Annotated in this window: 8 protein-coding genes; 7 read left to right on the top strand and 1 reads right to left on the bottom strand. The window is 33.7% G+C overall.

Annotation, left to right across the window (positions count from 1 at the left end; translation table 11 throughout):
- Window position 1 precedes the first annotated feature (1 nt).
- The 5 genes from BM183_RS10650 to BM183_RS10630 all read left to right on the top strand — a co-directional run bounded on the left by BM183_RS10650 (window position 2) and on the right by BM183_RS10630 (window position 8,521).
- Window positions 2-1,024 (top strand): glycoside hydrolase family 130 protein, encoded by a 1,023-nt coding sequence (locus tag BM183_RS10650; protein ID WP_091686815.1) that lies wholly within the window; start codon window positions 2-4, stop codon window positions 1,022-1,024.
- A 15-nt stretch (window positions 1,025-1,039) separates the two neighbouring features.
- Window positions 1,040-2,215, top strand: a complete 1,176-nt coding sequence (locus BM183_RS10645; RefSeq protein WP_091686814.1) for an AGE family epimerase/isomerase — start codon at window positions 1,040-1,042, stop codon at window positions 2,213-2,215.
- Window positions 2,205-3,392, top strand: coding sequence for a glycoside hydrolase family 130 protein (locus BM183_RS10640; RefSeq protein WP_091686812.1), 1,188 nt, complete (start codon window positions 2,205-2,207; stop codon window positions 3,390-3,392). The genes BM183_RS10645 and BM183_RS10640 overlap by 11 nt, the downstream gene beginning before the upstream one ends.
- Window positions 3,393-3,533: 141 nt before the next feature.
- Window positions 3,534-5,636 carry a methyl-accepting chemotaxis protein gene (locus BM183_RS10635; RefSeq protein ID WP_170847960.1) on the top strand — a complete coding sequence of 701 codons (2,103 nt, stop codon included), beginning with the start codon at window positions 3,534-3,536 and terminating at the stop codon, window positions 5,634-5,636.
- Window positions 5,637-5,734: 98 nt separating this feature from the next.
- Window positions 5,735-8,521 carry a glycosyl hydrolase gene (locus BM183_RS10630; protein WP_170847959.1) on the top strand — a complete coding sequence of 929 codons (2,787 nt, stop codon included), beginning with the start codon at window positions 5,735-5,737 and terminating at the stop codon, window positions 8,519-8,521.
- A gap of 1,372 nt (window positions 8,522-9,893) precedes the next feature.
- On the opposite strand, the gene BM183_RS10625 is transcribed toward BM183_RS10630, so the two are convergent.
- Complete coding sequence (locus tag BM183_RS10625) at window positions 9,894-10,826, bottom strand: AraC family transcriptional regulator (protein WP_091686808.1); 933 nt, start codon at window positions 10,824-10,826, stop codon at window positions 9,894-9,896.
- Between the two features lie 237 nt (window positions 10,827-11,063).
- On the opposite strand from BM183_RS10625, the gene BM183_RS10620 reads away from it, so the two are divergent.
- Entirely contained in the window at window positions 11,064-12,350 is a 1,287-nt protein-coding gene (locus tag BM183_RS10620) for a Gfo/Idh/MocA family protein (protein WP_091686806.1), read from the top strand.
- A gap of 36 nt (window positions 12,351-12,386) precedes the next feature.
- The gene (locus BM183_RS10615) at window positions 12,387-13,691 is read left to right on the top strand and encodes an ABC transporter substrate-binding protein (protein WP_091686805.1); all 1,305 of its coding nucleotides are present in this window, start codon (window positions 12,387-12,389) and stop codon (window positions 13,689-13,691) included.
- The last annotated feature ends 3 nt before the right edge of the window (window positions 13,692-13,694 follow it).

The raw sequence follows: 13,694 nt of genomic DNA, 5'->3' as shown, positions 1-13,694 counted from the left end.
TATGGGTGACATAAAAATTATAGGAAATATAGTAGAAAAGATACCATGGGAGGAGAAGAAGGGAGGAAAGTATGGTTCTCCAGTATGGAGGTATTCCAACAACCCAATTATTGGTAGAAATCCAGTAAAAGGAGTTGCAAGAATATTCAATAGTGCAGTTATTCCTTACGGGGGTGAGTTCATTGGAGTTTTTCGTGGTGAACAAACCAATGGAATTCCATATATTTATTTAGGAAGAAGTGAGGATGGAATAACATGGAACTTTGATGAGAACAGAATACCTTTTGAAGATGAAGAGGGCAATCCATTCATGCCATTGTATGCATATGATCCACGCTTAGTAAAAGTAGAGGATATTTATTACATAATCTGGTGTCAGGACTTTTATGGTGCGGCTATTGGGATGGCAAAAACGAAGGATTTCAAAAAATTTATTCGTATCGAAAATCCATTTTTACCATTTAACCGTAATGCAGTACTATTTCCAAGAAAGATTAATGGAAATTTTTTAATGCTATCTCGTCCAAGTGATAGTGGACATACTCCTTTTGGTGATATCTTTGTGAGTGAAAGTAAAGATATGGTTTACTGGGGTAAACACAGACATGTAATGGGAAAAAGCTCCAACTGGTGGGAATCTCTTAAAATTGGAGGGGGAGCAGCTCCTATTGAGACAACAGAAGGATGGTTGCTACTATATCACGGAGTATCCAGCACCTGTAATGGTTATGTGTATAGCATTGGTGGGGCCATATTAGATATGGATAATCCATCCATAATAAAATATCGTTGTGAGAATTTTTTATTAACGCCTGAGGAATGGTATGAAGAAAGAGGATTCGTACCTAATGTAACGTTTCCTTGTGCTACAATTCATGATGCTGCAACGGGAAGAATTGCAATCTATTATGGGGCAGCAGATAGTTATGTAGGTTTGGCATTTTCAAAAGTTGATGAATTAGTTGGTTATATTAAAGATAATAGTAAAGTATCAGAATCGGATACGGAAATTGGGAAAAGATAAGTACGAGGTAGAAATATGCTAATTGAAGAAGTGAGAAATCATTTAAATAATGTAATTATCCCATTTTGGAAGAGTATTCATGATGATGTTTATGGTGGATATTATGGATATGTTAATTACGATTTGAAAATAAATGAGAAGGCAGTAAAGGGTTGTATTTTAAATAGTAGAATTCTCTGGTTTTTTTCCAATGCTTATAAATTATTAAAAGATGAAAGTCTACTAAAAGAAGCTAACCATGCTTATACTTTTCTGAAAGAACACTGTATCGATAAGATAAATGGTGGAGTCTATTGGTCATTGAATTATGATGGAACCGTTTATGATAATACAAAGCATACATATAATCAGGCATTTGCGGTGTATGCATTATCTTCATATTATGAAATTTCGAAAAAGACAGAAGCAATAGAACTAGCATGGTCTATTTATGATGTTATCGAAGATAACTGCTTGGATATTAATGGGTATAAAGAAGCTTTTAATATTAAATTTGAGCCAGTTAATAATGATAAACTCTCTGAAAATGGTATTATTGCAGAAAAAACAATGAATACACTTCTACATGTTTTTGAGGCATATACTGAACTTTACAGAGTAACAGAAGAAGAAAAAATTAAGAATAGATTACGATTTATGTTAGATATTTTTATGGAAAAAATATATAATCCAGAGAAACTACGCCAAGATGTTTTTTTTGATAAAGATTGGAATAGTTTAATTGATCTTCAGTCCTATGGTCATGATATTGAAACAGCATGGCTACTGGATCGTGGCTTAGAAGTATTGAATGATGTGGCTTATACCAAAAGAGTGAAACCAATTATCTCTAATTTAACACAGATAGTTTATGAAAGGGCTTATGTCAGACATTCTCTTCTAAATGAATGTGAAAATGGAGTGGATAACACTTCTAGGATTTGGTGGGTTCAGGCTGAAGCCATAGTTGGCTTTTTAAATGGTTATCAAAATGATATGAAAAAGAAGGAATATATGGAAGCTGTAATTTCTATCTGGAATTTTATTAAACAATTTCTTGTTGATAAAAGAAAGAACTCAGAATGGTTTTGGGAGGTGAATGAAGACGGAAATCCAACAAGCAAGAAACCAATTGTAGAACCATGGAAATGTCCCTATCATAATGGAAGAATGTGTCTTGAAATTATCAGGAGGAATATAGATGCTGCATAAACAATACTATATTGAATTGGAAAAATATAACGTATTAATACAAAAAAAAAATAAAAAAACTGATTTTTATAATGGGATCTTTGAACGTTGGGAAAATCCAATTTTAACCAGAGATCATATTCCTCTTACTTGGAGGTATGATCTAGATGTGAATACCAATCCTTTTTTTATGGAGAGACTTTCTGTAAATGCAGTTATGAATTCTGGTGCGATAGAATTAGATGGCAAGTTTTATATTGTTGCCCGTATTGAAGGAAATGATAGAAAATCATTCTTTGGTGTTGCTGTGAGTGATAATGGTGTCGATAATTTTGAATTTTTTGAATATCCTATTCTTTTAGAAGATAAATATCCAGAAGAAACAAATGTATATGATATGCGCCTTACAAAACATGAAGATGGCTATATATATGGAGTATTTTGTTCTGAAAGTAAAAATACTTTAGTGGATGACTTATCTGTTGCTATAGCAGCTGCTGGAATCGTTCGTACAAAAGATTTGAAAACATGGGAGAGATTAGATAATTTAACGACTCTAAATTCTCCACAACAGAGAAATGTAGTATTGCACCCTGAATTTATTGATGGTAAATATGCATTTTATACGAGGCCTATGGATGATTTTATTAATACCGGGTCAGGCGGAGGTATTGGCTTTGGACTATGTGATGATATTACTCATGCAGTGATTGATGAAGAAATTATTACAAGTAAAAGAAAATATCATACTATCACAGAAGCAAAGAATGGTGCTGGTGCAGTTCCAATAAAGACTCCAAAAGGATTTATACATATTGCTCATGGTGTGAGGAATACCGCAGCAGGTCTAAGATATGTTATCTATGCTTTTGCTACTAATCTTCAAAAACCATGGGAAGTAATTGCAGAACCGTCTGGATATCTTATAGCTCCTCTTGGCAATGAGAGAGTCGGAGATGTGTCTAATGTTGTTTTTACCAATGGTGCTATTGCAAGGGAAGATGGTAGTGTATATATTTATTATGCATCTTCTGATACTAGAATGCATGTTGCAACAACAACATTAGATAAATTAATGGATTATGTATTTTCTACCCCAGCAGATCCATTAAGATCAGTAAAATGTGTAGAACAGCGTTATCAATTAATTCAAAAAAATCTAAAGATATTAAAATATGAAGCAGGAGTGCTTAATTGAAATATCCAGGACTTTCTTGGAAAACCAAACGTTCATAGCAGAAGAATACGATTTTTGTACTAGGTTTGAAGGGAGGTTTTAAAGGGGAACAATATTATTTTGCAATGGTTTCGTAAGTGAATGTATAAGGGGTGCAAGAAGATGAAAGATAATCATTTAAGATGGATGGATTTACATAAAAATAAATTAAAAAGTATAAAAGTCAAATTGGTGAAAGAGAGACAAAACAAGATTAAAGTAAGACTGATTAGTGCTTTTTCTATTCCAGCGATTTTAATAATCCTTTTGGGAATTCTTTCTTATCAAAGCGCATCTAAAACAGTAACAGATCATTATGAAAAATCGATTGTAAGTATATCAGATACATCCAGTCTGTATTTACGTTATGTAATGGAAGAGTTATCATCGAAAGTTACTGAGGTAGCAAATAGCAAGAGTTTAGCAAATTATTATAATAAATATGAAAAATTAGACACTAGTAAAAGAGGGGAACTTCTACGAGATACTAAGAATATGATTGTTAATATGAAGGCTAGTACAAACAAAATATTTAGTTATCATATTATTGGAGAAAAGGGAAGTGCAATATCTTCCAATGGAACATTACCTGATTCTATATATACAGACTATATAAATTCAAAGGAAGGAAGAATGTGGAGAGATAATCCATCTTTGAAAGAATTCTGGTCGGGATATCATCATTTTATAGATGATAAATTTAAATTTAATCAGGAGGATTACGGGTTATCATTAACAAGAAAATTTAAAGATGGCAATGGTTTTATTATTGTAGATATAAAAAAAGATGTTATTTTTGAAGCTTTAAATAAGATATGTCAGAGTAAAAATACCATTGCAGCTTTTATTAGTCCAGATGAAAGAGAAATCATAATGTCAGGAAAAGAAATTAAGGGAAATATTTTTATAAATCAGGACTTTTATAAGAATGCAGTAACTTCTCCTGAAAATTATGGAAGTTATTATGTGAATTACAACAATGAAGCCAATTTGTTTGTATATTCTAAATTAGGGAATACAGGTATGATTTTATGCAGTTTAATACCAAAAAGAGATATTATAGATCAATTATCATTGATTGGTTTTTCAACATTTTTCGTTGCATTTTTTGCTGCAGTGGCGGCAATTATTATTGGAACTATGATAGCAACAGGTATAAGCAATGAAGTCAATCATATGACGAAATCTTTTGCTTTGGTTTCAAACGGGGATTTTACAGCTGATTTTAAAACTGAAAGAAGAGATGAGTTTAAGATTTTGAATTCCAGCGTTAAAGGAATGTTAGAAAATATTTGTGTTCTAATTAAAGATATGCTGAAGTTTGGGAAAAAAGTCTATTTATCTACAGAAAGTGTACTAAAAAATGCAGAAACCATTTTATCAGCAACAAAAGATATTTCTACTGCAATGGAAGAGGTAGGAAAGGGCATTGGGACACAGGCAGAGGATGCGGAAAAAAGTTATAAAGAGATGTTCCTCTTTTCTGATAAGATGAATGAAGTGTGTAAACGAAGCAAAAAAATGGGTGAAGTTGTAGATATTGTAATGGGTACTTTAAATAATGGTAAAACTATGATGGAAGAATTCAATACTAAGACGTTAGCAACTACGGGTATTACAAAAACAATCATTCATGAAATTGAAGATCTAAAGTATCAATCCAGTTTAATATCCAGTATTGTTGGTACAATAAATGAACTAGCAAAACAAACCAATCTTCTGTCCTTAAATGCTTCCATAGAGGCAGCAAGGGCTGGTATCAATGGCAGAGGATTTGCAGTAGTTGCAGAAGAAATCAGGAAACTGGCTGAACAATCTATAAATGCTTCCCAAAATATAAGTGAAATTGTTAATATGATTCAGGATAAGATAAAGCATTCAGTATGCACTGCCAAACAGGCAGAAGATTATCTAGAATCACAAGGAATAGCATTAGTAAATACTATAACTATTCTTAATGAGGTAAACACGTCTGTAGACAGTTTGCTGGAAGGATTTGGGGAGATTTCAAAACATATGGTTGAGATAGAGGAATCTAAGAATAAAGTATTGGATTCCATCCAGAGTATCTCTGCTGTATCAGAAGAAGCTGCCGTTTCTTCAGAAGAGATTACAGCTACCATTAACGAGCAGGTTATTGCAGTTTCTTATCTGGTGAATGAAGTAGAAGAATTATCTGTAAAAGCGAAAGAACTTGAAGCATCAATGAATCGCTTTAAAGTATAAAGGTTATAGATATTCTTGTCAGAATCAAAGTAATATGTTTTATGAACCTCGCCAGAAATGGTTATTATAGGTTAAAAAATGGAGAAGGAGTTGTAAGTATGTTTAGAACAGGGTTAAAAAGATGGATATGTGTTTGGGTAATAGTATCATTATGTGTAACAGGTTTTGGATTTTGTAGAAGTAAGGTTGTGAAGGCTTCCACTGTTATAGGCGAGAATATTAAATTTCTCTTTGACAATAATGTTACTGGATTTACAGATGGTGGAGAATATCAATATCATGGTATAAAAAAGATTTCACATGATATTTTGCATGGAGAAGGAGTAATGAAACTGGAACTAGATTATAGTAAAGACAAAGATAAGAATTGGAGTGAGGCCAAGATAGATTATACTTTTGGCTCAAAGATAACTTTCAAATATTATTCAAAATTATCCTTTGATATGATTTACAACACAACGTATAAAACGACAGGTTCTTTTAAAGCAAAATTATTTGCTAGCCAAGAAGGAGCAGGAGAAATCAATGTAGATACAGAGATATCTGAAGGAGAAAAATATTCGACCAATTTAGTAAAAAGTAAAGTAATAATAACCATTCCAACTAACAATATTACTGCAGATAAATTTAGTTTGGGTATTGTTGGATGTAATACAGATTATTGTGGAGAGATTTATATAGATAATCTTGAATTTATTCATAAGTCAATGCAATATGTAAAAGCATCTTTAAAACCTATACCCCAGGCAAGTATTCAGGTGGGAAAGGACTCTATTAGTATTGGTAATATAACAATGCCCGTGAAAACTAAAGTAAAACTTGTAGATAATTATGCTAAAGACTATGTGGCTTCCTTATATTCTTATCTAGATGCAATTGGAAAAACCGAGCTTGTTTTGTATGGACACCAAAATGATATACATCATAAAGCTGGAAATAAGGGAAAGGAATATTCCGGTTCTGATACGAAAGATGTTACAGGCTCTTATAGTGCTGTTGTTGGTATTGATACACTATCGTTAACGGGAAATGAAATGGGAACTTTTGATCAAACACAGTCGCAAAGGGTAAAAAAATGTGTCAAAGTAGCAAAAGAGGCAGCAGACAATGGGGCAATTCTTACACTTTCAGCACATATGCCAAATTTTGAGTTGATTGATAAAAGGGTAAAAAATCACAAATCAGGTTCTAATCATCAGGATGAAGTAGGATACCTGTCTGATGGCAGTTATAATTTCTATGGTTATACACCAAATGTAATATCAGGAAATATTGTTGAAAGAATTATGCCAGAAAATGATTTAAATTATCTTTATACGGCATATTTGGATCTCATTGCAGAATATGGAAAGGAGTTAGAAAAAGTTAATATACCGGTCCTTTTCCGTCCATTTCATGAAAATACGGGTAATTGGTTCTGGTGGGGAGCTGCCCAATGTGATGCTAAAGCATATAAAAATCTATATCGTTATACAGTTACTTATCTTCGGGATAAAAAGCAGGTTCACAATTTTTTATATGTTTATAGTCCGGGAAGTGAACCAGAAAATATAGAAGAATTTGAAACACGTTATCCTGGTGATGCTTATGTGGATATGGTAGGCTTTGATATGTATCATCAATATCCTAATAATAATGACAACTTCATAGAACAATTTCAAAAACAAATAAAGATTGTTGAGGATTTTGCTAAAAATAGGAATAAATTATTTGCAATAACAGAAACGGGTATTGCAAATGGAAATGAAGCCTTATTAATAGCAGGTAATGTGAGAAAGGATTGGTATACTGAAATTCTTAATGTAGTATCAAGAACCAATGCATCTTATTTCTTACTCTGGGCCAATTTTGGTGAAGATAGTAGTTTTTATAGTCCATATGTTGTGGAGAAAAAAGGAGATACAGTCATCGGACATGAATTGATAGATAATTTTATTGATTTTTACAATAATAATAACTCCGTTTTTGCAGCTCAGACAGGGCAATATAAGAATCTAAAAGTAAAGGTATTACCGGAAAAAGGAGTAAATGGATTTATTATTAGTCCTGTTTCTGGTAACAGGATATTAAAAACAATTACATTAAGAGCACAATTAAGTAATGTGGACAAACAGGATACGGTGGAATTTGTTGCAAAAAATCAAAAAGGTTCTGTAATCAAAAAAATTCAGGCAGTTAAAGGGAAGGAAGGTTTCTATAGTGGTAAGTTTTTAAAGTCAGCATTAAAGGATTTAGGAGCCAATATAGGTACAATACAGCTTGTAGTCAATAATAAGGTGTATGATTCTATTGATGTGAAATTTAATATGCCAGAAATAAAACTTCCTTTCACGGTAGTAGATACATTTGAAGGCTACTATGGGGAAGAAAGACTACTTGAGAAACAATGGAGTGTTGGCAAAGGTTCTGGTTGTAGTATCAAGTCTAAATTAGTTACTGATAAGAATAAAATATATAAAGGAAAGTATGGCTTAAAACTTGATTTTATATTAACGGAAAATGGTTATGCTGGAGTTGTAAAGAATATGAATAATGCTGATTGGTCTAAGAAAAATGCACTACAGTTTTTTACGATTCCAGATGGAAAGAAGAAAAAGGTGGTAATTCAGATTACAAGTAATGGTAATGTATTCGAGGTCTATCTCAATGATTATAAAGAGTACAATAAAAACAATAATCCAATACTTGTAACAATACCTTTTTCAAGCTTTATAGGAAGGGATAATAAAGATGCAATCTTTTCAGCAAAATCAATTGATAGTGTAGGTTTATGGTGTAATAGTATAGATAATAAAGAAAAGCTATTAAATACTCAACTGTATTATGATGAAATTAAAGCAGTGAATACTAAATCGAAAAGTATAACCTTTGAACAGGTAAAATAAAGTAAGTTATTGTATCCAATGAACAATATTGCGGTAGGTTTATCAGGAACCACGATGAGGATTGTTGTAACAAATATACATGAGTATTACGATAATTATCGGGGACACCTTAAAATCCTATAAGGATGCCCTCACACTTTATGTAGTTTTTCTTGAAGTGAATGGAATTATGCCTAATAATCTAGACAAAAGTTATTTCGGAAATGGATGGATTACATGGTTGAAAGCTGAACGTAAATGTTGTCTGGCCTGCAATGTCCGACTTGCCTCGTTAAGATTATTCCTCGAATACTAGGAACCAGAGACATTAGTTTATTGTATCTTTATCAGAATGCCAAAAAGATAAAGAGGCAGAAAGTAAGCAAGAAGAAAGTTTCTGGTCTTTCAAGAGGTGGTCTAAAAAGGTAAAATGAAATCCAAATTTTATGCTGGCGAAAGATAGTAAATATTTGCTTTTTGCCAGAGAGTTTGGATTTCATAAAAGTTGTGATTTCGAAAAAATCCAAACATTTGGATTTTTTCGCCATTCCGGGGCTATGAACTTGTACCGAACGGAATGCCGCTACCACTTCTTGCTGAGTTGCTCTGTCATTCCCAAATGGATACAATTATTACGTATGATGCCAATGCAGATACAAAAATGAAAAAGGATGCAGTAGAAAAGCAACTACTAGATTAAATACTTTATTTCAAGATAATCCGGATTTTAATTGGGAAGATGATGAGAATGTTAAGGAAATTGGGATGATTATAAAAAGGGAAATAATTTTTAGCAATTATTTCTCTACTCGATTAATAGAGTTTTAATCATTTCATTCTAAGTCTTTATGGAAGAATCCCAGATAGTGTTATTACCGCTATTCTTTGTCCAAAACCAGACGGGAACTTTTTGTCCACTTACTACCGGAATTACTGCCGACTGAGAGCTTGATAAATTATCTCAGCCGGCTTTCTTTTTATAGTAGTCCCTTTATTTCCCTTATCGCAGTTGCTATTGTTACAGTCTTTTTGTTACCTTTGTAGTAGGTTATCTCACCTGTCCAACGTGTAAGTTTTTTATTTGCCTTATACGTGCATACAAACTTTATTCTCCGCACCTCCTATAAAAACTCACATTCACTCGTACATACTTTATCTATAATTCTGGCTGTTCCTGTACTATACTGATAAATGGAATCAATGGCTGCTTCACTGAATACTTCACTGGTACTTCCTGCTTATTTCATCTGGTGACGGATATAAACTCCTGCTTGCGAGCGGTCATAATGGTTTAAGAGTTTAAGACACTCTGGATATTAATTCTCTGGCGAATTGCTGTATAAGGCTGAAGCTGAATCTTCTTCCACAGTTCGGTCTGTCCAGTCAGTATTAATCACATGGGGAAATTTAACAGTTTTTTATTCAGTGCCTGGGAAATTCCCTTTACAGAAGAAGAATACTCCATAGGAGACATTCCGGTGGCTTTTTTAAATTGGTTTGAAAAATGCTGCAGTGAATTATAAGAAAGAAAATGTGAAATTTCAGTCAGGTTCATATTACCATCTCGAATAATTTCTTTTGAACGTTCTATTTTCATGTTACTAAAATATTCAATAACTCCACAATTTTTATTTTTTCGGAAAAGAGAGTGCAAGGTGGAATGACTAATGGAAAAAGCTTTGCAGATATCAGGAATTTTAAGCTGTTCACATATATGCAGCTCCATATATTGAATAATTTGTTCGAACATATTTGATTTAGCGGAACCCTCTTTTGAGGTGCTAAGGGTTGGTATTTCATTGTTGTCTTTTTCTGCAGAAAAATGATTTCGCTTTACTTGTATTAAAAACAGCTCTAAATACAGTGAGATCAGCTGATGTGAACCAAAGGGAGCATAATCGGATAATACCACCTCTTCTACCGATGGTATATGAAGGGGAGTGGTAAATGCCGCCCGTGCTTCTGCGATGATTTGTGCAATTAATGTTTTTTCAGGTGAAGATAAGGAAGTAACTCTTTCCATAAAAAATGACATGGCCGGAGAAGGGCTTAAAAATGAAATGGCTACCAAATTAGGTGCCTTCTCACCGATTGATTTAATGGAATGAAATTCATTAGGTTTATGGAAGATAATATCCCCAGTTTCTAGCTGATATTGTCTATCATCTGCCCGAACCAAAACGGTTCCTTTATCTACATATAAAAACTCCCAGAAATCATGGGCCTCTCCTTTGAATTCAAAATTTTTCATATATTCAAAATAATGAATTGTTATAATTTCATGGATTTCAATTTCTCGTTTCAATTTTGTACTTACGTATGCCATCCAACCCACTCCTTTAACTGATTCATATTTATATTTTAGCAAATATACTCATATATTACAAATCTAATATATAGGTATTTTGGATAATATGACAAAAAACTTGGATAATTATAAAAGCGGGTTTTAGTAAAAACGTTTATAATTAATTCTATAGTTACAAATTATTCAGCAAGGTGTTAGGTAAAGTACGTATAATACCTTTTTTAAAACAGCATGGTAATTATAGGAGGAATTGGAATGAACAAGAAAGTTAAAGTAGCTTTAGCAGGGCTTGGAAGCAGAGGAAAGGATACCTATGCACCAACCGCTAAATTATTTCCGGAAAAGATGGAAATAGCAGCCATTGCAGATATTGATTCTGCAAAAGTTAAAGAAGTGGCAAAAGAATATAATGTACCGGAATCCGCATGTTTTTCCAGCGCAGAAGAGTTGATCGCACAGGATAAACTTGCAGATGTGATGTTTATTACTACTCAGGATCAGCAACATGTAAGTCAGGCAATTCCTGCTCTTCGTAAAGGCTATGATCTGTTATTGGAAAAACCTATTTCACCTGACCTTGACGAGTGCAGAGAGATTGTTAAGGTAGCAAAAGAATGTGACAGAAAGGTAGTAGTATGTCATGTTTTGAGATATACCCCTTTTTATACAAAATTAAAAGAAGTATTGGATAGCGGTGTTATCGGAGATGTTGTATCCATTATGGCAATTGAGAATGTAGGATATTGGCATCAGGCACACAGCTTTGTCCGAGGCAATTGGAGAAATTCCAATACTACAAGCCCAATGATTTTACAAAAGTGCTGCCATGATTTTGACCTATTATTATGGCTGTCAGGTAAAACATGTAAATCTGTTTCTTCATATGGTAATACCTATTTGTTTAAGAAAGACAAGGCACCGGAGGGAGCAACATCCCGTTGTCTTGACGGATGCAAAGCAAAAGAACATTGCCCCTTTGATGCAGAAAAGATTTATATTACAAATAAAAAAACCGGTGTTGCACATGGAAAAACAGATTGGCCTCTTGATGTTGTAACTCTTCATCCAACTGTTGAAAGTATAACGGAAGCTATTAAGACAGGACCTTACGGAAGATGTGTTTACATGTGTGATAACAACGTAGTGGACCATCAGGTAATAAATATGAACATGACAGACGGTTCTACCATTTCTTTAACCATGACAGGTTTTAGTGCAACCGGCTCCCGCTATCAAAAAATTATGGGTACTAAGGGAGAAGTTGTAGCAGATATGTCTGAGAAGACCATTAAGGTAACTCCTTTTGGTAAAGAGACAGAAGTAATTGATGTTTCTAAATTAGCAACTGATTTTTCCGGGCATGCAGGAGGGGACAACCGCATGGTGGAAGAATTTATTGATATGATTTCAAAAGCAAAAGAGCCTACTAATAAGATTACATCTGTTGAACGCTCCATGGAAAGTCATTATTGTGCTATGGCGGCAGAAAAATCAAGACTGGCAGATGGTGCAGTTATTGATTTGGATACCCTTAGAAAATAGTGAAACAAATAATTTAGAAAGAGAAGGAGATTTGTTATGAAAAAAAACTTGAAGTATTTAGTAACCTTGGGTCTTGTAGCTATTATGGGGGCAACATTACTTACCGGCTGCGGTAAAAAACAGGATAATAAGGATGGTAACACAGCAGGCGGAAAAACAAAAATAACTTTTGGTATATGGGATGAAAATCAACGTCCTACTATGGAAAACTTAGCAACGGCTTACGAAGCAAAGAATAACAATGTAGATGTTGAGATTCAATTAACACCATATAAAGGCGGGGAATACTGGACCAAGTTAGAAGCTTCCGCAACAGGGGGTACTGCACCTGATGTATTCTGGTTAAATACTTTACATGCAGAAAGTTATAAAGACGGCGGAATTCTTTTAGACTTAACTGATTATATAACAAAATCAGATTTGAATCTGGAAGAAAACTATCCGGCTGCTTTAATCAGTATGTATAAATTTGATGATAAAATATATGCAATTCCGAAAGACTTTGATACCAATGCTTTATGGTATAACAAAGAAATCTTTGATAAAGCAGGTGTAGACTATCCAACAGATGACTGGACCTGGGATGATTTTGTAGCAACAGCACAAAAATTAAAGGATGCAGGACTGGATGCAGGGGTTTATCCTTTAGCTGCTCCACTGGATTTCCAAACAGATTATTATCCAACCGTTTATGCAAATGGCGGATGGATTCTAAATGCAGATAAAACAGAAACAGGTTATGAAGATCCTAAGACACAGGAAGGCATTCAGGTATGGATTGATTTAATTAAGGCAGGATTATCTCCTGATCTTGCCACTATGACTGATACATCAGCAGATGCTATGTTTGAAGCAGGTAAATTAGGTATGCTCCTTGCTGGCTCTTATATGACACCTCAGTACATGTCTAATGATGGAATCAATAAAATAATCAATTTAGTTGAATTCCCGGAATTCAATGGTGTAGAGCCTAACATTATTAACGGACTTGGATATGCAGTATATTCAGGAAGCAAGAATAAAGATGCTGCGGTAGACTTTGTATTATGGTTAGGAAGTGCAGAAGCTATGAAGATTCAGGGTGAAGGCGGAGCAGTTATTTCAGCAAGAAACGATGCCTGGCAATATTTTGCCGCAACAAATCCGGATTTAAATCTTGCCGCATATACAAATCATTCAGATGTGGCTTATCCATTACCAGTATGTAAATCTTCAGCTGAACTTTATGATTTAGAAGCAAATTATTTAAAATGGGCTTACAGTGGTGAAAAAACTTTAGGGGAGGCAAGCAAAGAATTAAAGGTAGAAGCAGATGCAGTCCTTAGCAAGATGAATAAATAGGCA

Source organism: Anaerocolumna aminovalerica, assembly GCF_900115365.1.
GTDB classification, from domain to species: Bacteria; Bacillota; Clostridia; order Lachnospirales; family Lachnospiraceae; genus Anaerocolumna; species Anaerocolumna aminovalerica.
The sequence above is the reverse complement of the archived record's forward strand: the minus strand, read 5'-3'. Positions and strand labels throughout refer to the sequence as shown.

What these genes read in the sequence shown, in the direction of transcription:
- BM183_RS10645 (WP_091686814.1), top strand. Translation starts at nt 1,040, where the DNA reads ATGCTAATTGAAGAAGTGAGAAATCATTTAAATAATGTAATTATCCCA.
- BM183_RS10625 (WP_091686808.1), bottom strand. Translation starts at nt 10,826, where the DNA reads ATGGCATACGTAAGTACAAAATTGAAACGAGAAATTGAAATCCATGAA.
- BM183_RS10640 (WP_091686812.1), top strand. Translation starts at nt 2,205, where the DNA reads ATGCTGCATAAACAATACTATATTGAATTGGAAAAATATAACGTATTA.
- BM183_RS10635 (WP_170847960.1), top strand. Translation starts at nt 3,534, where the DNA reads ATGAAAGATAATCATTTAAGATGGATGGATTTACATAAAAATAAATTA.
- BM183_RS10630 (WP_170847959.1), top strand. Translation starts at nt 5,735, where the DNA reads ATGTTTAGAACAGGGTTAAAAAGATGGATATGTGTTTGGGTAATAGTA.
- BM183_RS10650 (WP_091686815.1), top strand. Translation starts at nt 2, where the DNA reads ATGGGTGACATAAAAATTATAGGAAATATAGTAGAAAAGATACCATGG.
- BM183_RS10620 (WP_091686806.1), top strand. Translation starts at nt 11,064, where the DNA reads ATGAACAAGAAAGTTAAAGTAGCTTTAGCAGGGCTTGGAAGCAGAGGA.
- BM183_RS10615 (WP_091686805.1), top strand. Translation starts at nt 12,387, where the DNA reads ATGAAAAAAAACTTGAAGTATTTAGTAACCTTGGGTCTTGTAGCTATT.